Here is a 21,157-nt window from a genome sequence, read left to right as displayed (position 1 = left end):
AAAAAGTTTTTATTCTTTTTTTGATATGCTTATTTTAAAAGCCTATGATCGACATCCTCTATAATGTTAAATATGGTAAGATTAACTTTTAATAGTGTATGCTATAACTGATAGGTCTAAATACAAAGACGAAAGAAGGGATTTTTATGAAAAGCAGAGCAGCTGTTGCATTTGAAGCGGGAAAACCATTGGAAATCGTGGAGATAGATGTGGCTGAGCCAAAAGAGAAAGAGGTTTTAGTGAAAATCTTATATACTTCTGTTTGCCATACGGATGCGTTCACACTCTCCGGCGATGATCCTGAAGGCGTCTTTCCAGCAGTTTTAGGTCATGAAGGAGCTGGTGTCGTCGTTTCAACAGGAAGCGATGTCACTTCAGTGAAGCCAGGCGACCATGTGATTCCTCTATATACACCAGAATGCGGAGAATGTGAGTTTTGTTTATCTGGAAAAACAAATTTATGCTCCGCAGTGCGAGAAACGCAGGGACAAGGTCTAATGCCTGATGGAACGACGAGATTTTCTTATAATGGTAAACCGATCTACCACTACATGGGAACGAGTACATTCAGTGAATATACCGTGGTCAACGAGATCAATTTAGTAAAAATCGATGAGAGCGCTCCGTTAGACAAAGTTGCTTTATTCGGCTGCGGCGTTACTACTGGCTTAGGTGCAGTAGAAAATACGGCTAAAGTGGAAGAAGGTACAGTGAATGCCGTTTTCGGACTAGGTGCGATTGGATTAGCGGTTATTCAAGGCTTGAAAAAAGCAGGCGCGAAACGGATCATCGCGATTGACCTTAATGCAGACAAATGGGAACTCGCCAAAAAAATGGGGGCAACTGATTTTGTGAATCCAAGTGACTATGACCGTCCTATCCAGGATGTGTTGATTGACATGACAAACGGCGGCGTAGACTACAGTTTCGAATGTATCGGAAATGTGGAAGTAATGAAATCTGCTCTTGAGGCATGTCATAAAGGCTGGGGGGAGAGCGTTATAATCGGGGTAGCCGGTGCAGGAAAAGAAATCCACACCCGACCATTCCAGCTAGTGACAGGACGCGTATGGCGGGGTTCTGCATTCGGCGGAGTAAAAGGACGCTCCCAGCTTCCTAAAATGGTAGAAGATTTTATGAATGGCAAAATCGATCTGGATTCTTTTATTACCGGACGCTTAGATTTTACCGATATCAATACTGCGTTCGATCTGCTCCATAAAGGCGAATCCATTCGAACGATTTTGAGTTACGGGGGATGATCTCATGAAACTTACCTGCATAGAAACGCATTTATCCTTTGGCGGACATCAGAGAAAATACCGTCACTTTTCTGAGACCCTAAACTGCGAAATGGTTTTCAGTTTATTTCTGCCACAAGAAGATCCTGCAAAAAAAACAGCACTTGTCTGGTGGCTATCTGGCCTAACTTGTACAGACGATAACTTCAGTCAAAAAGGAGCGTTTCAAGAATATGCGAACCGTAATCAAATCGCTATCGCTATTCCTGACACTTCTCCAAGAGGCGAGACCGTTCACGATCACAATAGCTGGGATCTTGGTCAAGGGGCAAGTTTTTACCTAAACGCCACCCAATCTCCTTGGAAAGAAAACTATCAAATGTATGATTATATAACAAAAGAATTAACAGATCTGATCCATCCTCTTATTTCAAACTTTTCTGGAGCAGAAAGCATCATGGGTCATTCTATGGGCGGACATGGGGCACTGGTCATTGGGCTGAAAAATCCGCAGCGTTTCCGTTCCATATCTGCGTTTGCTCCAATTTCAAATCCCATAAATGTGCCTTGGGGAAAAAAAGCCTTTACCGCATATTTGGGAGAAAACGAGGGAATATGGAAAGACTGGGATGCAGCTGAATTGATACAAGCCCTTGATACAGCGCCTCCCATCTATATTACTCAAGGAACTGCAGATGAATTTTACGGCGAACAACTGGATGCCTCCCTTTTCCTTAAAAACGCCGCGGATCATGAGGTAAATTATCAAAAAGTTCTTGGCTATGATCATAGTTACTTTACAATAAGTACCTTTATTGGCGCACATTTGGCGTTTCATCAGGCGTATTTGGGGGAGGAATAATCAAAAAGGAGCGTGCAAAATGAAATATACCGAAGCAGAAGCAGAACTTTTAAAAAGGCACACGAAAAACGGTCGGATTCAAACGCTACCTCGCAAACCAAGCAAGCAAAAAATATTACTACAAATCATTATTCGCGACTTTGAAAACGGTAAAGTCTACAATGAACAAGAAGTAAATAGCGTATTGATGCGCTGGTATGATGATTATGTGATTTTGAGAAGATCTTTAGTCGACGCTAAGCTTTTGATTCGTGAGGATGATGGATCAAGCTATGTTGTTAACCTCGACCTATATAAAGAAGCCTAGAACTTTACGTTCTAGGCTTCTTTTCATTTTTACTGTTTCGCAAACCCGATCATCACACCACCGACAATAACCAACAGTACTCCAATCGATACGGCGACAAGCTCTTTCTTTGTTTTCTTCTCGCCAAGGAATAAAATCCCGCCGATTGTAGAAAGTACGACGCCCATTTGCGATAAAGAGAAACCTGTTGCCACGCCGACTAGCTTGTTGGAGAACAGCAGTGCTAGATTACCGGTAGCCCACATGATACCCGGAAACATATTTAGCCACGTTTGTTTGGTAAAGCGGCGATCCTCACTTTTAATCGAGAATAATAAAGCCGCGATCACCATTCCGACTGCTTGGGGCAAGATCGCATCCCAACCATCGATATTGAACCAGCGTGTTACGACGACATAGCCGACATAGCCAACTGTAGAAACTAATAAAGTTAAAATTCCTGCTTTAAGATTTTGATCGCCATCTTCTTTATGCTGCTGATAGCTCGTTAAGAATATACCAATAATAATGACTGCTAATGCTGAAAAACCAAGTACTAATTTTGTCGTCGTTCCCCATTCATGAAAGGCAAATACGCCAAATAAAGAAGTTCCGACTAGCTGCATTCCTGTGGAAAGCGGCATCGTCTTGGAAACTCCGACTTGTGTAAAAGCTCGGAACTGATTCATTTGTCCTAAACTCCAAAAAGCACCAGAAACAAAGCTGGCAATCAGGATAGTAGTTGTATAATGCGGGTCTGTAAATAAAAACATTCCCACTGCAAAGACAAGGGCGCCCATTGTCGTCCCTAAGATCTGCTGGCGTGGTCCTCCGCCTATTTTAGATACTACTAAGGGCATAAGCCCCCACATTAATGCGGGAATAAGTGCAACAAGAATATTCATTCGTTTGTCTCTCCTCCTAAGTTGTTTTCCATCTACTATACCCCATCTCGATTATTTTCACGCATCATTCGCTTTTTGGTGGTTTTTTTTGTAAAATAGAGAAAATGAGAAGGAGGAGTTATCCATGAAGTCTACTGGTATGGTTCGGAAAATCGATGAACTAGGACGCGTTGTTATTCCTATCGAAATCAGACGTTCGCTCCACTTAGAAGTAAAAGATCCTCTCGAAATCTTTATTGATGACGATAAAATCATTTTAAAAAAATATACCGAAAATTATGTTTGCGACGTGACTGGCGAATTTTCACTTGATAATCAGAAATTTTTAGATGGTAAATTAACACTTAGCAAAGCAGGTGCTGAAATACTAAAAAAAGAGATCCAAAACAAATTCGCTGATCCTTCTCAATAATCTAGTTTCTGGCCTAAGTGAAGCATTCTTCACTTAGGTTTTTTATTTTTCGCAGAATGATAGAGAAATTGCCAAAACAATTGGCAAAAATAGCTTTTTTCATTTTGACAGACTAGCGATACAATACCAATTAAAGGGGGCAGTACTTATGAGGCGTGAAATGATCTTAAATCATTTGTTAAATAAAGAGGTCCATATCAGCCTCGCCGATTTAACGGAGTCTTTCCAAGTCTCAGAACGAACAATCCGTAATGAAGTAAAATATCTAAATGAAGATGGCATAAAAAATGGCTTTCGCATCCAAACACTGCGCGGACAGGGATATCAATTACAGATAGAAAACAAACCATTATTCACAGATTATCTCAAAAAACAAACCGCCAGCTTCGATACGCAAAGCGTTTCGCAGCGCCTGCTCTACTTAGAACTATTATTATTCCAACAGCAGGATTTCATCACGATCGATCAACTTGCCAGCCAGCTTCAAGTAAGTCGCTCGACCATTCAGCAAGATTTGAAGCGGGTCGACACCTTTTTACATACATACGGACTGCTATTAAAGCGCAAGGCACATTATGGCGTCCAGATCGTTGGACCGGAAAAGAAACACCGAGCCGCATTAGCAAAGCTGCTCAACACCTCTTCCGAACAGCTTTCCCAAACGGAGGCTTACCGAAGTTTCCGAAAAACGCTCGACATCCAAGCATTGACGCTATTCATTAAAGAGCGCGTTACCCACTATCAAATCTACATCAGTGATGTCGCTCTCAGAAATATGGTGGATCACGTCTGTATCCTCGCATTCCGCGTTTCGCAAAAAAATTACATTCGGATGACCGGGCCACTCGAAAAAAATCCGATCTATACCGCATTGAGCAAGGATATTGCCGCTTTTATCGAAGCGCAGTATCACTTGGATGTCCCGGAAGCCGAACAGGATTTTTTAGCAGAGCATCTGATTGGCAAAGTTACCGTCGACACAATTTCAAAAGAAGAAAAAATGCGGCTCCAGGCAAAGATCAATGACGCGATGACTGCCATTGACCAGCAGTACGGCACTGCTTTTCAACCGGATGAAGAACTTCAGAATGCGCTTTTGCTCCATATTTATCCGCTAATGCTGCGTCTGCATTATAACTTGCAATTGGATAATCCGATTATCGAAGACCTATACACGCGCTATGCCAATGTCTTTAATATCAGCATTTCATTTGTCCAATATTTGCAAGATAATGAGGATTTCATCATCACAAAAGATGAGATTGGGTATGTTGCCATGTATTTTGCAGCAAGTTTAGAAAAAGAACGCAATCAAAAATTCAGAATGTATAAAAAAATCGGTGTTTTGTGTTCAAGTGGTGCGGGTGCTGCCTATCTCTTGAAAATGAAGCTTGAATCGGCATTTACGAACGCTGAGATCGTGACATTTTCCATGTATGAGTTGGACAAACTGCGTAACTCAGATTGTGATGTCGTGATAACGACTTTCCCCCTTACAATCGACGATCTGGATATTCCGGTGATCGAGACTGCCTTACTTCCTGGTGACCAGGAGCTGGCTCGTTTGAAAGACACATTGGCATTTTCCGCAGAAACTCAAACCTCTCCCGCTACCGATGCCGAACCATTGCTATCTTATTTCGCGGAAGAATGTTTCACGATAACAGAAGCAAATAATTATTTAGATATCTTAAAGACACGTTGCCACTTTCTGATGGAAGCCGGTTATGCCCCGCCGACATTTCTAGATGATGTGTTGGAGCGCGAAAACAAAATGACGACGATCTATCAAAACAGTATTGCTGGCCCGCATCCGATCCAAATGGGTGCACGCAAAGAATGTATCGATGTCATTATTTTGAAGCAGCCAGCTTACTACATGGATAAAAAAGTACGGCTGATCTTCTTACTGAATCTCGATAAAGGACACCTGTTCATTCATAAAGAAGTAAGCCGGCTGATGATTCGAATCATGGAAAATAATACAGTCCGAAAGCAATTATTAGCATGTAAGAACTATGCAGAATTTATCTCGATTTTAAAAAGTATATTATAGGATGTGATTTAGATGGATGGAATCGAACTAGATATTTTTAAATTGATCGCCTCTTCAGGCGATAGCAGAGGTGCCGCCTTTGAAGCATTGCGTTTAGCCAGAAAACAACAATTTTCTGCTGCAAAAGAAAAATTGACCGAAGCAAAAGAAAAAGGAAATGCGGCTCACGAGATCCAAACCAAATTGATCACCGCCGAAACGCAAGGCGAAAAAAACGAAGTGAGTCTTTTGATGGTCCACGCTCAAGACCATCTAATGACTACCCTGCTTGCCAGAGATCTAATCGAAGAAATGATTGGTATGTTGGAAGAATTAAGAACTAAAGGAGACGATGAAAAATGAAAATCTTATTAGTTTGCGCAGGTGGATTCTCGACCACCATGATGATGGAATCGATGAAAAAAGTAATCAATAACTCGGAAAAACTGGATATCGCTGATTTTCCGATGGAAGCGATCGGAGTGGATCGCTTAGAACAAACGATCGATGCTTATGATGTGATCCTTGTGGGACCGCAATTGAGTCATAAATACGATTATATCCGCGAAGAAGCAGAAAAACGCAATAAACCATCTGTCTTGCTTACTTCTGAGATCTATGGCGCAATGGATGGCGGTACAGTTGTCAAACAAGCCATTCTTGCTTATCGTAAACAAAATAACTAAGTCTCATCCCCAATTTAAAAAGAGGAGTGATTAGAATGTCCGAAAAAAATGGTGCTTTTGCAAAGTTTGAAGCGGTGATCCAAAAGACATTAGTCCCGATCGCCAACAAAGTGGATAAACAGCCGCACTTAACAGCGATCAAAAAAGGGATGGTCGTGCTGACCCCGGTATTATTACTCGGTTCAATGGCTGCTATTTTCCCATCGATACCAGAATTTATCAAAACGGCTGGTGTTGAGAACTGGTTTGCGCATTATGGCTATATTTTTGATTTGATCTCCAAATTATCACTTGGCATGATCGGTTTATATGCTGTTTTAGGAATCTCTTTTTTCCTGAGCGAGCATTATAAATTATATACAGTCGGCTCCATGCTGTTATCTGCCATTGCTTTCCTGTTGCTAGCTCTAGATGTAGACAAAAACGGAAATATTATTCCGACCTATCTCGATTCAAAGGGATTATTTACCGGAATATTCGTCGCTCTTATATCTGTCGAGATCTACCGCTTTTTCACGAAACACAAACTCGTCATTAAAATGCCGGAAGGAGTTCCGGATTTTGTTTCCAGCTCGTTTGAATTGATCACTCCTACAGCTACGATCGGCGTACTCTTCGTTATAATCAGAGCGATTGCCGACAACTTATCCGGCGGCGTGCTTGTTCCGCAGATCATTATGGATGCGCTTGCACCAGCAATCGGAGGCATGGACTCCTTTATCGTTATTTATATCGTACTCGTTTTACGTTTAGTATTCTGGTTCTTCGGAATTCATTCCGCTGTATTATCGCCAATCATCGCACCGATCGCGGTACAATATTTATCGGAAAATATCGCAGCCAAATCAGCCGGCGAACCATTGACACACGTGCTTACAAACGGAACACTATCCGCTTACGCCAACTTTACCGGTTCCGGCGTCACGATCGGACTCGTCATCGCCATGTTGATCAGTCGTTCGAAGCGATACAAAAAGGTCGGTGCTGTCGCCCTGTTTCCTTCATTATTCGGTATCAATGAACCCGTTCTCTTCGGAGTACCGATCATCTTAAATCCGATCTTGATGTTGCCGTTTATCTTCGGAGGCGCATTTGTCGGCTTGCTGCCAATGCTACTGATGCATTTCGGCCTGCTCAATTATCCGATATTCGACCCGCCGTTCGTCCCTGTTTTCATGGAAGGTTTCTTAGTTGGATTCGACTGGCGCTCGATCATTGTCCAAGTCGTCCAGATTATTCTCTCCTTCCTACTTTACATGCCGTTCTTTAAAGTATTGGAAAAACAGGAACTCGACCGTGAAAATTCCATTGCTGCTGAACGTGAAAAAGTGATTTCCAAAGAAGATGAGAAACTTCTCGAAGACTTAGATTTTTAAAAAGAAAGAAGTGGTACTGCAATGGAACAACGTCTTGCTGATTTGCGTGCGAAAATACAAGCAGAAAACCTGGATGGTCTGCTGATCTCCAATAAAGAAAATCGCTTTTATCTATCAGGTTTCACCGGTTCTTCCGCTGTATTCCTAATAACACCGACTAAAAAATGGATTATCACAGATTTCCGTTATTTTGAACAATTGAAAACAGAAGCACCTGATTTTGAAGTCATTGATCATCATGGAGAGAGCCTGCTGGCGCTGGCGAGAGCGATCCAAGAACTCGGTCTTCAGCAAGTAGGTTTTGAACAATCCTATTTAAACGCCGGCGATTACCTTGCTTTGCGTAAACTGATCCCGGATACTAGCTTAGTTCCTACGAGCAACTTGATTGAAAGCCTGCGGATGATCAAAGACGAGCAAGAACTTGCGATTATGGAAAAAGCTGCTCAGCTGACCGATCGGACATTTGATTATTTTCTTTCCTTTATTCAGCCCGGCATGACTGAACAGGCAGCCGCTGCGAAAGTAGATCACTACATGCGTGAGATCGGCGGTTCTGCCAGCGCCTTTGAAACGATCGTCGCTTCCGGTTGGCGCTCGGCACTTCCTCATGGACATGCCAGTGATAAAGTCATCCAAGAACATGAACTGATCACACTCGACTTCGGGATCGTTTATCAGCGCTATTATTCAGATATGACCCGCACCATTTCATTAGGAACTGTGGACACCGAACTGCAGCATATTTATCAGCTAGTTAAAGAAGCGCATGACATCGGGATCTCTCAGGCTCACTCTGGGATGACCGGCAAAGAAGTCGATGCCTTATGCCGCGACCATATCACAAAGAATGGTTATGGAAGCTCTTTCGGTCACGGAACAGGTCACGGGATCGGCCTCAGCTGCCATGAATACCCGTCAATCAACCAGCAAGCCGAGATTTGCTTGCAGCCAAATATGTTCTTCACAGTTGAACCTGGTATCTACCTGCCGAACAAGGGCGGCGTCCGCATTGAAGACGATGTCCGTGTGCTTGCCGATGGTACCGTGGGTTCTTTAACAAAATCCAAAACGGAATGGGTGGAACTATAATGGGAAAACAAGAATTATACCAAGCACTTTCCATGGCAGATGGTGTAGCCGGACGCGAAAAAGAAGTTCGCGATGTGCTCAAGCAATATTTACAACCGCACACACTGGAACTTGACGAAGATTTCTTTGGCAATTTTTATGCAAAAAAACAAAACGGGAATGCGCGGAAAGTCATGATCGTCGCTCACACCGATGAAGTCGGCTTTCTCGTGAAACGTATCACCGCAGATGGATTCCTTTACTTCCAGCCACTTGGCGGCTGGTGGAGTCACCATTTATTAGCCGAAAAAGTAACGATCACCTCCCGAAAAAATGGTAAAAAATTCCGTGGGATCATTGGTGCAACACCTCCCAAAAATCATGATTCCAGCCGCACGATTCCTATCGACGACTTATATATCGATATTGGTGCAGCTTCTAAAGAAGAGGTAGCGGCGCTAGGTATTAGTCCTGGTGATATGGTCACGCCTTATACAGTATTCGAGCCCTTAGCGGCAAATCCGGAACTTCTACTTGGAAAAGCTTGGGATGACCGGGCTGGCTGCGCTGTCATGGCTCGCGTGCTGGAACAAGTCGCTTCCAAGACTTGGCAGGAAATCGACATCATCGGTGTCGGTTCCAGCCAAGAAGAAGTAGGAACAAGAGGCTCAAAAATTGCTGCTGAGACGATCAAGCCCGATATCGCGATCATTCTAGATGTCGCCACTGCGAAAGATACACCGCGTGCCGATAACTACCAAAACCGTATTCTCGGCGCTGGTCCAGGCGTTGTCTGGTACGATAAAACCGCAATAGGCGATGTCGCACTAGCCTCGAAATTTATCGACTTAGCCGAAGCACATCAGCTTCCCTATCAACACGATATGCTTGCCGGTGGCGGGACAGACGCCGGATCTGTGCAATTATCAGGAAACGGCGTTCAAACTATCACCCTCAGCCTGGGCGTCCGCTACTGTCATACCAGTTCATCCATCGTCCACAGCCGAGACATCGACTCGCTCGTCGATTGGCTGCTGCTTTTCTTAGAAGATCTAGAGGCAAATGGAGGTCAGCTCATATGACCGATTTCAATGAGATCATCGACCGTACCGGAACATTTTCTACCCAATGGGATTATGTTCAGGACCGCTTCGGCGTGGCCGGCTTGCTTCCTTTTACGATTTCCGACACTGATTTCAAGCTCCCCGCCGAAACGATCACTGTTTTAGAAAAGGCTGTCCATAAAGGTGTGTTCGGCTACACACGCTGGAACCATCACGCTTTCAAAAGCAGTGTCACCCATTGGTTCCAAACTCGCTTCAAGGCAGCCACTCAGGAAGACTGGGTCGTTTACAGCCCAAGTGTGATCTATAGTTTATCCGCTTTACTGCCTATCGTTTCTAGCCCGCAGGATAAGGTTATGACATTTACCCCTTGCTACGATGCTTTTTTCGCAACAATTCGGGATAATGACCGCGAATTGGTAGAATTCCCGCTTACCGATACCAATCATCGGTATACGATCGATTTTGAAAAATTGGAAAAAGCCTTTCAAAGCGAAAAAATCACGATATTCCTATTATGCAGCCCACACAATCCAACTGGCAGAGTATGGACACAAGCGGAGTTGACGAAACTGACTGCGTTATGTGCGGAATACCAAGTTTTCCTGATCAGCGATGAGATCCATATGGACATTGTGCGCGCCGGACAGAAGCATATCCCAATCACTGAGTTCTGCGAGGAAATGCATGCCAACATTGCTCTGCTCTCTTCCTCTTCCAAGACATTCAACACCCCGGCACTGATCTGTTCTTATGCACTCATTCCAGATGAAACTGTCCGAGACGCTTTTCTGCAGACATTGAAGCAGAAAAACGGCCTTTCTTCGATTTCTTATTTAGGAATGCTGGCTCAGATCGACTGCTATCAGAACCAAGCAGCCTGGGTAGATGAGCTATGTAAGCATATTGATCAGGAAATGCTTTATTTAAAGCAGGAAATCAATGCGTTAGATGGCTTTTCTTTCATTATTCCTGAGGCTTCCTATCTGGCTTGGATCCATGCTGATCCGCAGCTTTACCCGATGGCCTCCCTGCAAGAACAGCTGATCAACATTGGAAAAGTAGCCATTATGCGCGGCGATACTTACGGTGCAGACGGAGCTGCTTATTTACGGATGAATATCGGTACGAATCATGCGAAAATCGCAGATGGCATCGCGCGGATAAGACAAGCTATCGGCTCTAACTAAGTTGATAAAAGCATTTTCCCTATGCTATACTTATGAAGCAATTTACAAAAACAACGAAGGAGATTGACACATGAAGAAAAAAGCATACCGCAATTCACCCGCTTTTGTGATGTTAGCGTGGGGTTCATTTTTGATCTTTTTAGCCTTAGTTATCATTGGCTTGATTACCTTAAAAGAACCATTAATGGTAAAAGGTTACTATTTTATGGGGGCGATTGGTCTGATATCCACCGCTTTTACATTGGCAAAAGTAATTCGGGATAATCAAGAAGATGAAGAACGCTACAACCAAATGTTCCGGGCAATCGATATTGAAACAGCACGCAAATCAGAAGAAGCTTGAACTTTTTACTTTTCCATTACATAGATAATACTATCTAAAAATCTTCAGCGAGACGACAAATGTCTGCCTCTCTAATTACAGCCATGGTAATTCATCCACTGGTGGCTGTGATCAGATGGAAGGACATTTCAAGCTCGCTTTTTTATTTGTGTTTCATTTTGCAGCGTTCGGGGTATTAGCATACAGCGACTATATTTTGTTATTTCGAAATGTAAGCGCAAACATTCAAGGAAGAGGAGGATTTTTTGTATGTTGAAAAAAACAAAGAAATGGTTAGCAGGCAGTATCTTAACGGGAGCAGCGGTACTTTTCAGTTTTTCATTTAGTGGACAAGCACTTGCTGCAACAGATGCCGCTTCGCAAATGCCGGATATGACTGGTAAAAAGGTTTTAGTCGGCTATTGGCATAGCTGGAAATCAAGTGGTAACGACGGTTACAAGCAAGGTACATCTGCAGATATCGCTTTAAAAGATGTCAACAAAGCCTATAATGTCGTGCCGGTCGCTTTCATGAAAGGTGATGGTGTCAATCGCATCCCGACATTCAAACCAGTCGGAATCAGCGACAGTGCTTTTCGCGCGCAAGTAGCAGAATTGAACAGCCAAGGACGCAGCGTTATCCTAGCACTTGGTGGAGCTGATGGGCACGTTCAATTACAAACAGGCGATGAGCAGGCTTTCGCCAATGAGATCATCCGCCAAGTAGATACTTACGGATTTGATGGACTGGATATCGACTTAGAACAAAGTGCGATCACTGCCGGCAATAACCAAACGGTCATTCCCGCTGCACTTAAAATCGTTAAAAATCACTATCGTGCGGAAAACAAAAACTTTCTCATCACGATGGCACCTGAATTTCCTTACTTGAAACCAGGCGCTGCATATGCCACCTATATCTCTTCCTTGAACGGCTACTACGACTACATCGCACCTCAGCTTTATAATCAAGGTGGCGATGGGATCTGGGTAGATGAAACCAACCAATGGATCGCGCAAAACAACGATGCACTGAAAAAAGATTTTCTTTACTATATGGCTGACTCCTTTATCCATGGAACACGCGGTTTCTTGCAGATTCCAGCGGATAAATTAGTGCTTGGTCTGCCAAGTAACAATGACGCAGCGGCAACTGGATACGTTGCGAACCCGCAAAATGCGTTCGATGCCTTCAATCAGCTGAAAGCTAAAGGCACACCGATCCGCGGCTTTATGACTTGGTCCGCGAATTGGGATGCTGGTAAAAACAAGAATGGTGTTTCTTACAATAATGCCTTTGCGAATACGTATGGCCCATTCTTAGGAACAAAATAAATCAAAATTAATCAGCGGTGCAGCCGGTGCTGAAGTTTAAGCACTGATTGCACCGCTATTTTTATAATCTGCTAATCGTTAATGATTCGGCCGCCATCCATGACTAAAGTCGCTCCTGTAACAAAAGAAGATTCGTCTGAAAGCAACCAGGCGATCCCATTAGCTACTTCTTCTGCTTCTCCCATGCGCTTCAAAGGAATAGAATCGATCAGCGATCCTCGATGTTCTGCCGGGATCTGATCGGTGATCTCAGAATGAGTTGGTCCTGGCGCCACTGCATTGACACGGATATTTTGTCCGGCACCTTCTAAAGCCGCTGATTGTGTCAATGCCTGAACTGCAAATTTACTAGCACTGTAGGTCGCTGATCCGTTATTTGCTTTCAATCCATTGATAGAAGAGGTGTTGACGATCGAACCGGCACCATGTTTTTGCATCGCCAGCATTTCGTGTTTCATGCTAAGTAGCACGCCAGTGACATTGATATGGAACAATGCCTCAAAATCTACTTTCTCGATTTGTGTAATTGGCACCAACGGCTGAGCAGTTCCAGCATTATTGACGGCCATATCCAATTTTCCGTAAGTCGTTACGATTTCTTCAACAACTTGCGCAATGTTTGCTTCATTTGTTACATCCAACGGTTTGAATACAGCTTTCCCACCATCAGCAATGATTTCTGCTGCTAGCTTCTGTCCTAATTCTTCTCTTCGCGCCCCAATAATGACTTGCGCTCCTTTTTTTGCCAATAATACTGCTGTTGCTCTTCCGATTCCGCTTGTTGCGCCAGTTACCAATACTACTTTGTCCTTCATTTTGTTCCCTCCAATTTATAAATTGAACGTTCGTTCTAATTTGAATGTATTTCTCCATAGAGAATCAAATAGCATAAAGCTTCTCTTATTTAAGCAGAAGCTTTATGCACAGAGTTCCAACAATAATCGATCATCTTGTTAACTTCTTTCTCCGTTATCTGCATATTGTCTTGAAAATAAGCTTTTAGTAGATAAACAACAGACCCATAGTGCATCTGTACCATAAGCTGCGGATTCCAATCGATAAATAAGTCTGCTTTGACTGCCGACTCGTAAAGTGTAGCAAGTGTTCGGCACCAATTGATTTCTTCAGCCTTTACTTTAGTCGTCTTTTCGATATAAGGAGAGAACGAATACTGCTCCATAAAACGAAATGCGTCTGGCTGCTGAATCGCAAATTCGATCAAATTGCGCCAAGCATTCCCAAAGCGGATCTGCAAGGTCTCATCTACATCAAAGTTTTTTAAGACCGCTTTTGTGGAAGCTTTGATGAGTGCAATGTAAAGTTCATTGATGATCGCTTCCTTGCTGTCAAAATAATGGTAGATCGCACCAGTGGAAACACCTGATTCTTTTGAGATCAGCGACATAGAAGTCGCTTGAAGTTCTTTTTCATTGATCAGTCGCAATGTCGTTTCAAACACTGCTTTTTGTGCCTTATTATATTCTTCAAACATAATGATCCTCCTAGGCATCAGATTAAACCGAACGTTCATTCTAATATTAAGCCTTCTCTTTTGAACTGTCAAATCTAGTGCTTTAGCTTTCTAATCCATGATACGCAGCATATACTTCCCGCTTCGGCAATTTACGCTCTTTCATGACTTGTTTGATCGCTTCTTTAGAGCTGATAGCTTGTTCTGCCATCACTTGCTCGACATGCGCTTTTATACTAAGATCGCTCCACCACGCAGTCTCCTCAAGCACTTCCTCTTGATTACTACCTTCTACGATCAAACAAAACTCCCCACGGATTTCTGTTTCACTACTCCAAGTCAGGACTTCCGCAATCGTTCCACGCACGAATTCTTCATAACGTTTCGTCAGTTCCCGGCTGATCACAATCTGGCGATCATCGCCAAGCGTTTTTTGCATGGCTTTGAGTGTATCTTTCAGCCGATGTGGAGATTCGTAAATAATCCAAGTTGCAGTTCGTTTTCCCAACTGTTCTAGTACCGCCAGCTTTTCTTTCGATCCGCGCGGTAAAAAGCCGTGAAAGTAAAATGGTTGCGGCACTAGCCCTGACGCAATCAATGAAGTCAATGCTGCATTTGCTCCCGGAAGCGGAACAACAGCGATTTCTTCGGCAACCAGCTGTTGGACTAGCTCATATCCTGGATCGGAAATACATGGCATCCCTGCATCACTGACAAGCGCGACATCTTTGCCCGCCAAAAGATATTCACGAATCTCTGCTTCGCGGTTTTTATTGCTGAATTGATGGTAGCTGATCATATGTGTCTGGATTTCAAAATGATTAAGCAGTTTGATCGTATTCCGTGTATCCTCGGCCGCGATCACCGCCACTTCTTTTAACACTCGAATTGCTCGAAATGTCATATCTTCTAAATTTCCGATTGGCGTTGGTACAAGATATAACTTACCGTAAGACTGATCCGCTCCAAAACTTTGCTGGATTTTCATTGTAAATTCTCCTTCTCCTTGGCTGCTGATAAATAAGCGTCTTTTTGCTTGCGTGTTTGTTTTTTAAAAGCCGCTTCGGCCTGCATTGCTTCACTTCGGCTGGCAAATCGTTCATAATGGATGACCTTTACCGGTCGTCTTGTTTTCGTATATTTACAACGGATCCCAGCATTGTGCTCGGCTTCTCTCCGCCCCACATCTGTGGTATAGCCACCGTAATACGTATTGTCACTGCAATGCAGGACGTAAAAATAATGATCAGCTGCGGCTGCCATAAAGCATCTCCCTCACTTCATCTGTGTACGCGTGTTCTGCATCGTGGACAATAATCGGTGGCAGATACTTCACACCCGGTTTGCCGTCTTTTATCCCTTCGATCAGTACCGTATTGGCATCTTTATGAATTTGCGGATGTACCATTTGAACGCGTTTTGGTTCTAAGCGATATTTTCTCATGATGTCGATCATATCGATCAGACGTTCCGGACGATGAACAAGAAATACCTTTCCGCCTTGTTTCACTAATTCGGAAGACGTTTTGATCACATCATCTAGTGTGCACATGATCTCATGTCTGGCAATCGCCAAATGCGGATTGCCGTTTTTCAGACTTGTAGGCGGAGTGGCGAAATAAGGTGGATTACAGGTCACGACATCCGCCCGCTCTTTCGGAAGAACGGAAGTGATCGTCCGCAGGTCATGTTCATAGATCTCGATCTGCTCCGTCAGCTTATTATAGCGGATACTCCGCTTCGCCATATCCGCAAGCCGCTGCTGCAGCTCAACACCAATGATCGATGCGTTTGTCCGTGTACTGAGTAGCAAAGGAATAATACCATTTCCGCTGCACAAATCAATGATCTTCCCTTTTTTCTTAGGGATACGGCTAAAATTTGCCAACAAAACGGCATCTAAGGAAAAAGAAAACACGCTGGGACTTTGGATGATCCGCAGATCCTCCGCTAATAAAAAATCAAGTCGTTCATCTTCTAAAAGCACTTCTTCCATTCCGCACTCCTCCATTTATTTAAAAATCCCTCTCTTTAGCAATGAAAGAGAGGGATGCATTTATTTTTTGTTCAGCAAGGATAAGCAAAATAAACAATCTTCATCGTTCCCTCTGGGGCTTCCAAAATGGACATTGCACACATGGAAACCTTCCTTATAAAGTTGGACTAGATTGTCATAGCCTTCACCAAGTTCGATGATCTGTGCCATTTCTTCTTTGCGTTTCGGCTCCAGAACGCTGTCGGAATCTGCGCTTTCTTTATGCTCGCCATCTAAATCAAAATGGCGGCGCAGATGTTCGTTTTCGATCGTCAAGCGATTATTTTCTTCCAGCATTTCACCTAGCGTCTGTTTCAAATCCCCAAGTTGTTGGTAAAGTTCTCCAATTTGTTCTTCCATATTGCTGACTGAATCAAAAATGGCTTTTTTATCCAATCTCTTCACCTCAAGACTTTACAGGTTGTTTTCGAAAATCATTGTATGGCAATAATTCTTCTAGCTCATATTCCACAACTGCTTCTTCTTCCGGAATACGGACTTGCAATACGCGATTCAGCAAATTGATTCCGTATACTTGTGCTTTGATGCCTTCTGGTGTCTTGATCTTGGTTCCTACATCTGGCATTTCACGTTTTGCCTGTTCATATTCATCGTTTTCATATTTCAAACAGCACATCAATCTACCGCATAAACCTGAGATCTTGGTAGGGTTCAAGGATAGATTCTGATCTTTTGCCATTTTGATGGAAACAGGCTCAAAATCTCCTAAGAAAGTGGAACAACAAAGCATTCTGCCACAGGGACCGATGCCGCCGAGCAGTTTTGCTTCATCGCGGACACCGATCTGTCTCAACTCGATGCGCGTGCGGAAGACCGACGCCAAGTCTTTGACTAATTCTCGGAAATCCACTCGTCCTTCTGCCGTAAAATAAAAAATGATCTTATTACGGTCGAATGTGAAGTCCACATCCACTAAACGCATATCCACTTTGCGTTCATGGATTTTTTTATCACACAGCGCGAATGCTTTCTTTCGCGACTCCATATTCTCTTCCATTACACGATAGTCCGCTTTATTAGCAATGCGGATCACGTTTTTCAGAGGAAGAACGACATCCTCTTCTTCTACATCACGCGGAGGGATCACTGCCTTACCGAATTCGATGCCTTGTGCATTTTCCACAATAACGCCATCATTTTGTTCGATTTCCAACTCTCCGGGTGAAAAATAATATATTTTACCGACGTTTTTGAAACGTACGCCCACAACTTTGACCAAATCGCTTACCTCCCTTGTAATTCCAAGACAAGTTGCTCCATTAATAATTGTACATTCATATTGGAATCTAATTTTGACTTTTGTGTTAAAATCAATTGAATATCCGTTGATGTTTCTGACAGCGAATGCTGCAGTGCATCTTTTTTCAACATGTCGATTTGTGCGATGCAGACTGGTTCATAGTCTTCCTGCAACGCCAAATGCAATCTATCGCGATACAAAAGAATGAGCAGCTCTAATCCTAGAGCTGTTTTTTCTTTGTCTTTAAACGTCGTCATCCAAGTCTCTTGGATGAGAATGAGTGGGGAAACACCTTGATGATGTATTCCTTCGTATAATTTTACCACCACATTCCGTGCTTCTGCAAACCAATCCTCTGCTTCCCATTCTTGCGCTTGCTCGGTACTGCCAGTGAGACTCGCGTAGATACGCGCTTTCTGCTGTGGAATGCCACTCGCAGTCATCTGAGCGACCAGATCTTGATGTTTAAGTGCTTTAAAGCTTACCGGCTGGAGCCGCGATGCGATCGTCGGCAGAATCTGCTGCGGTCTGTCTGTTAAAAACAACAGTAGCATGCCACCATCCGGTTCTTCTATAAATTTTAATAAACTATTGGCAGATTGAACTGTCATTTTATCAGCCTGCTCAATGATTACTATTTTTTGATTGGATTCCATACCTCTGCGACTGAGTTCCTGTTTCAGCTGCCGAACTTGTTCGATCTTGATGCTTGCGCCGTCTGGAACGATCGTATGGATGTCAGGATGATTGCCGCTTTTGATGCGGATGCAGTTTTCACATTCCCCGCAGGCAAGTTCCTCCGGTTTCGGCTGCAGACAAAAAATAGCCTGTGAAAGCCATAATGCGATCTCTTTTTTGCCGGTTCCAGATGGTCCTTCGAGTAAGTAGCCATGCGAAAGTCTGTTTTCTTGAATGCTTTGAGAAAACAACTTCATTGCGATCGGCTGTTTATCCATCCATTCTGTTTGTCTTCCCACAAGAAACTTCCTCTCTACAATTCATTCCTTATTATTATAACATGACACCGTTTAAATAGCTTTGGAATTTAATGAATTTCCATTTTTATTCTGATTTCGAAATTTTAAATAGACAGTAAACTTTTTTAAGCATAAAATAAGAGAGGGATGAATTGTATATGCTAGAAATGGGGGAAAGAATTTCATGGAACAATCGCAAAAAAATATGATCACATTTTTAGACGCAAGCACTGCGGAAATTATCGAAGACTGGTTGACTGGCATTTATGCAGAGAACAACTACACCAGTTTTGTATACTCCCCGCAATTTAAAGACGAGCTCAAAGCGGACAGCGAGCAGACCGCCAGCCTTATTTTAGATTATTTCGCGGATAAAGACACTTTTTATCACTCCTTAGATAACTGGCTGGCGCACATGTACAAGCGCCGGATGGAAAACGAAGTCCCGCTTCCGGAAGTTATCATGACCTTAGATAAATTGAGACGGCAATTCATCAAAAAAATAACCGATTACTGTGTAGCTGATACCGAAGTTTCCAAACAGGCTTTTGCACATTACATGGAGAGCGTAAACAAAGCTTTCGACCGTATCAACGAAGCATTCAGCAATCTTTACTACCAAGCGATCAAGCAAGATATGGAAACACAATCAAAATTACTGGAAGAGATCAGCACGCCTGTGATCGCACTGACGGATAGTTTGGCGATCCTGCCGCTGATGGGCGAGATCGATCCAGATCGGGCGCGGACGATCATCGAAATAGCCGCAAGCAAATGCGTGTCGATCCAAGCAGAAGAACTTTGCATTGATTTTTCAGGGGTCTCTGCTTTCGATGACGGACTAGGTGAAATGCTTGCCAACCTCGTCAACGTCTTGAATCTGCTCGGTGTATCGATCATCGTGTCGGGGATCCAATCGAGAATGGCAAAACAGATCGCACGAATGGATCTGCCTTTATCACTGAATGTTTATCCTTCACTAAAAGAAGTATTGCGAGAAAAGAATCATCATTGATCAAAATATAGAAATGCCTAAAAACACTTTCAAAACCTTTAGCTGGTTACGAAAGTGTTTTTTATCTTATTAGTTCTCTGCTATAATAAAGGGGATCTTCAAACGTATCCGCTTTTCCAGCAGAAAGGAAGCGTTATAAATGAAACGAAACAAAGATGTAGTTGCTTACAATTTGATTTTCCCTATCTGGGCGATCGTTGTTTTTCCACCCATACTTATCTTTACGCTGCCCGCCAACTTTATCTTCGACAGTATCGTTTGTTTGTTAGGATTATGGATTTTTTCGGATCAAGTTTGGAAGAAATACAAAAAATATATCTTAAAAGTGTTTTTGTTAGGTTATCTAGCAGATATTATTGGTGCGATACCGCTTGTTATCCTTTATCTGAATGATGACGGTTCAGAAAAAACTTTTATTGATGCGATTGCGTATAATGTGTTTTGGCGAGTAGATACTGCAATCTTTATGACAGTCATTGTCGCGTTTGTTGGCTGGCTGATCTATTACTTTAATCGTAAATTTGTGTTTAAAAACGAAGCGCCTAAAACCGCGCGACGTCTATCTATTCTTCTAGCTGTACTTACCGCACCCTATTTCTTTTATTTCCCAGTAGAGTGGTTTTGGTATTGATACGAATAATTTGGTCAAAAAAACAGAGCATTATTGCAGCTCTGTTTTTTTATATAAGCAACCGCCTAAAAAATCACATGTTCCTGAATAACTTCCAGCTTTTTAATAATAATACACCGGTTCCGCGTTGTGATAACACCCGCTGATTTCAACTGCTGAAAGATCCGATTTACACTGCTGGCGGAGTTGATCCCGCAAAAATGACCGATCTCCTCATTGCTTACCATGAAATCAATCAAGTATTCTCCTTCTGCTATCTCCACTCCGAATAAATTATATAGTTCATACAATTGTGTACATACTGCCCCCAATTTCCCATTCATCAGCATTTGCTGCATTTTTTTGATAGAGCGCAGCAGCCGTGTGCGGTAATAATCTTTGACATAGATCTGCAATTCCACATCCTGATTAACATCTTTCCAAAACTGGACTCGATCGACTTGATACAATTCCGCGCTATCCGATTCCACACGAATATTGAAAGGCGCATTAGTGAATTGGGAATACTCATCTCGTAGGAGCGATACGATATCCAGCTTATTGATATATTCCAAATTGAACTCCCGGCCATCTCGTGAAATAATACTCGTTTTGATAATCCCTTTTTTTAATATATATACATACGAATCTTCTAATCCTTCATACGTTAAATATTTACGTTTCCCTCTTGTAGTTACAAGGAAATCATTTGAACTTACATATTTACTAAGAATCTCATGATCCATCCCTTAACCTCCTTTTTTTATTCAACGCCTGCCTTTACGCATTTCCTTTTATTATTTATACCCTATCATACAAAAATACATACGATTCTTTTTTAACATTTGTTATACATTTTCGTGTTTATCGTAGTTGAATATCAAACTGGAATGTCAGAAAAACAAATCCACCCTATAATAATGCTTGTCAGCGGAGGCAAATCATCTCCCTGCGAACAAATTTTCCATACAATTCTGTAGCAATTATAAATTATATAAGGGAA

The 21,157-nt window shown here is 42.7% G+C and carries 25 protein-coding genes; 15 read left to right on the top strand and 10 right to left on the bottom strand.

Annotated elements, in window-relative coordinates:
* Positions 1 to 146 precede the first annotated feature (146 nt).
* From EL241_RS00615 to EL241_RS00605, 3 genes are read left to right on the top strand one after another with little or no spacing between them, the layout of a single operon-like run.
* Positions 147 to 1,262, top strand: coding sequence for an S-(hydroxymethyl)glutathione dehydrogenase/class III alcohol dehydrogenase (locus EL241_RS00615; protein ID WP_036106794.1), 1,116 nt, complete (start codon positions 147 to 149; stop codon positions 1,260 to 1,262).
* 4 nt (positions 1,263 to 1,266) lie between these two features.
* Positions 1,267 to 2,103 carry an S-formylglutathione hydrolase gene (gene fghA / locus EL241_RS00610; RefSeq protein WP_036106796.1) on the top strand — a complete coding sequence of 279 codons (837 nt, stop codon included), beginning with the start codon at positions 1,267 to 1,269 and terminating at the stop codon, positions 2,101 to 2,103.
* Positions 2,104 to 2,122: 19 nt separating this feature from the next.
* On the top strand, positions 2,123 to 2,410 hold the full coding sequence (locus EL241_RS00605) for a DUF2087 domain-containing protein (RefSeq protein ID WP_036106799.1): 288 nt from the start codon (positions 2,123 to 2,125) through the stop codon (positions 2,408 to 2,410).
* A gap of 29 nt (positions 2,411 to 2,439) precedes the next feature.
* On the opposite strand, the gene EL241_RS00600 is transcribed toward EL241_RS00605, so the two are convergent.
* Positions 2,440 to 3,294: a GRP family sugar transporter gene (locus EL241_RS00600; RefSeq protein ID WP_003756510.1), complete on the bottom strand. Its 855-nt coding sequence runs from the start codon at positions 3,292 to 3,294 to the stop codon at positions 2,440 to 2,442.
* Between the two features lie 124 nt (positions 3,295 to 3,418).
* Between EL241_RS00600 and EL241_RS00595 the strand changes: the two genes are divergently transcribed.
* The 10 genes from EL241_RS00595 (at position 3,419) to EL241_RS00550 (ending at position 12,785) form a co-directional block, all read left to right on the top strand.
* Entirely contained in the window at positions 3,419 to 3,706 is a 288-nt protein-coding gene (locus EL241_RS00595; RefSeq protein WP_003756511.1) for an AbrB/MazE/SpoVT family DNA-binding domain-containing protein, read from the top strand.
* 148 nt (positions 3,707 to 3,854) lie between these two features.
* Positions 3,855 to 5,762: a BglG family transcription antiterminator gene (locus tag EL241_RS00590; RefSeq protein WP_036106802.1), complete on the top strand. Its 1,908-nt coding sequence runs from the start codon at positions 3,855 to 3,857 to the stop codon at positions 5,760 to 5,762.
* A gap of 12 nt (positions 5,763 to 5,774) precedes the next feature.
* Positions 5,775 to 6,104: a PTS lactose/cellobiose transporter subunit IIA gene (locus tag EL241_RS00585; protein WP_003756514.1), complete on the top strand. Its 330-nt coding sequence runs from the start codon at positions 5,775 to 5,777 to the stop codon at positions 6,102 to 6,104.
* Complete coding sequence (locus EL241_RS00580) at positions 6,101 to 6,427, top strand: PTS sugar transporter subunit IIB (protein ID WP_003756516.1); 327 nt, start codon at positions 6,101 to 6,103, stop codon at positions 6,425 to 6,427. Before EL241_RS00585 ends, EL241_RS00580 begins: the two co-directional genes overlap by 4 nt.
* A gap of 35 nt (positions 6,428 to 6,462) precedes the next feature.
* Complete coding sequence (locus tag EL241_RS00575) at positions 6,463 to 7,803, top strand: PTS sugar transporter subunit IIC (protein WP_036106805.1); 1,341 nt, start codon at positions 6,463 to 6,465, stop codon at positions 7,801 to 7,803.
* Between the two features lie 21 nt (positions 7,804 to 7,824).
* Positions 7,825 to 8,895: a M24 family metallopeptidase gene (locus tag EL241_RS00570; RefSeq protein WP_036106807.1), complete on the top strand. Its 1,071-nt coding sequence runs from the start codon at positions 7,825 to 7,827 to the stop codon at positions 8,893 to 8,895.
* On the top strand, positions 8,895 to 9,956 hold the full coding sequence (locus EL241_RS00565) for a M42 family metallopeptidase (RefSeq protein ID WP_036106810.1): 1,062 nt from the start codon (positions 8,895 to 8,897) through the stop codon (positions 9,954 to 9,956). The genes EL241_RS00570 and EL241_RS00565 overlap by 1 nt, the downstream gene beginning before the upstream one ends.
* The gene (locus EL241_RS00560) at positions 9,953 to 11,128 is read left to right on the top strand and encodes a MalY/PatB family protein (protein WP_036106813.1); all 1,176 of its coding nucleotides are present in this window, start codon (positions 9,953 to 9,955) and stop codon (positions 11,126 to 11,128) included. The genes EL241_RS00565 and EL241_RS00560 overlap by 4 nt, the downstream gene beginning before the upstream one ends.
* A gap of 70 nt (positions 11,129 to 11,198) precedes the next feature.
* Positions 11,199 to 11,471, top strand: coding sequence for a YiaA/YiaB family inner membrane protein (locus tag EL241_RS00555; RefSeq protein ID WP_003756524.1), 273 nt, complete (start codon positions 11,199 to 11,201; stop codon positions 11,469 to 11,471).
* Between the two features lie 249 nt (positions 11,472 to 11,720).
* The gene (locus EL241_RS00550) at positions 11,721 to 12,785 is read left to right on the top strand and encodes a chitinase (protein WP_232020837.1); all 1,065 of its coding nucleotides are present in this window, start codon (positions 11,721 to 11,723) and stop codon (positions 12,783 to 12,785) included.
* A 71-nt stretch (positions 12,786 to 12,856) separates the two neighbouring features.
* Here the strand turns inward: EL241_RS00550 and EL241_RS00545 are convergent, their stop codons facing one another.
* From EL241_RS00545 to holB, 8 genes are all read right to left on the bottom strand, one after another.
* Complete coding sequence (locus EL241_RS00545; protein ID WP_036106816.1) at positions 12,857 to 13,600, bottom strand: SDR family NAD(P)-dependent oxidoreductase; 744 nt, start codon at positions 13,598 to 13,600, stop codon at positions 12,857 to 12,859.
* An 89-nt stretch (positions 13,601 to 13,689) separates the two neighbouring features.
* Positions 13,690 to 14,277, bottom strand: coding sequence for a TetR/AcrR family transcriptional regulator (locus tag EL241_RS00540; RefSeq protein WP_036106819.1), 588 nt, complete (start codon positions 14,275 to 14,277; stop codon positions 13,690 to 13,692).
* A gap of 82 nt (positions 14,278 to 14,359) precedes the next feature.
* Positions 14,360 to 15,244 carry a 16S rRNA (cytidine(1402)-2'-O)-methyltransferase gene (gene rsmI / locus EL241_RS00535; protein ID WP_003756534.1) on the bottom strand — a complete coding sequence of 295 codons (885 nt, stop codon included), beginning with the start codon at positions 15,242 to 15,244 and terminating at the stop codon, positions 14,360 to 14,362.
* On the bottom strand, positions 15,241 to 15,519 hold the full coding sequence (locus tag EL241_RS00530; protein ID WP_036106821.1) for a GIY-YIG nuclease family protein: 279 nt from the start codon (positions 15,517 to 15,519) through the stop codon (positions 15,241 to 15,243). The genes rsmI and EL241_RS00530 overlap by 4 nt, the downstream gene beginning before the upstream one ends.
* Positions 15,503 to 16,252 (bottom strand): tRNA1(Val) (adenine(37)-N6)-methyltransferase, encoded by a 750-nt coding sequence (locus tag EL241_RS00525; protein ID WP_036106823.1) that lies wholly within the window; start codon positions 16,250 to 16,252, stop codon positions 15,503 to 15,505. Before EL241_RS00525 ends, EL241_RS00530 begins: the two co-directional genes overlap by 17 nt.
* A gap of 60 nt (positions 16,253 to 16,312) precedes the next feature.
* Complete coding sequence (gene yabA / locus EL241_RS00520) at positions 16,313 to 16,687, bottom strand: DNA replication initiation control protein YabA (RefSeq protein WP_036106825.1); 375 nt, start codon at positions 16,685 to 16,687, stop codon at positions 16,313 to 16,315.
* A gap of 10 nt (positions 16,688 to 16,697) precedes the next feature.
* On the bottom strand, positions 16,698 to 17,531 hold the full coding sequence (locus tag EL241_RS00515; protein WP_036106828.1) for a PSP1 domain-containing protein: 834 nt from the start codon (positions 17,529 to 17,531) through the stop codon (positions 16,698 to 16,700).
* 5 nt (positions 17,532 to 17,536) lie between these two features.
* A complete protein-coding gene (gene holB / locus EL241_RS00510; protein ID WP_115346439.1) occupies positions 17,537 to 18,508 on the bottom strand; it encodes a DNA polymerase III subunit delta' in 972 nt (323 codons plus the stop codon).
* A 205-nt stretch (positions 18,509 to 18,713) separates the two neighbouring features.
* Here holB and EL241_RS00505 point away from each other — a divergent pair, with 205 nt between their 5' ends.
* Together EL241_RS00505 and EL241_RS00500 are read left to right on the top strand one after the other, a co-directional pair.
* Positions 18,714 to 19,544 (top strand): STAS domain-containing protein, encoded by an 831-nt coding sequence (locus tag EL241_RS00505; protein WP_036106833.1) that lies wholly within the window; start codon positions 18,714 to 18,716, stop codon positions 19,542 to 19,544.
* A gap of 139 nt (positions 19,545 to 19,683) precedes the next feature.
* Positions 19,684 to 20,175, top strand: coding sequence for a hypothetical protein (locus EL241_RS00500; protein ID WP_036106836.1), 492 nt, complete (start codon positions 19,684 to 19,686; stop codon positions 20,173 to 20,175).
* A 65-nt stretch (positions 20,176 to 20,240) separates the two neighbouring features.
* Here the strand turns inward: EL241_RS00500 and EL241_RS00495 are convergent, their stop codons facing one another.
* A complete protein-coding gene (locus EL241_RS00495; RefSeq protein ID WP_003756551.1) occupies positions 20,241 to 20,900 on the bottom strand; it encodes a Crp/Fnr family transcriptional regulator in 660 nt (219 codons plus the stop codon).
* Between the last annotated feature and the right edge of the window lie 257 nt (positions 20,901 to 21,157).

This window comes from Listeria grayi (assembly GCF_900638015.1).
GTDB classification, from domain to species: Bacteria; Bacillota; Bacilli; order Lactobacillales; family Listeriaceae; genus Listeria; species Listeria grayi.
Note: the sequence above shows the minus strand (reverse complement) of the source record. Positions and strands in the feature narration are given on the sequence as shown.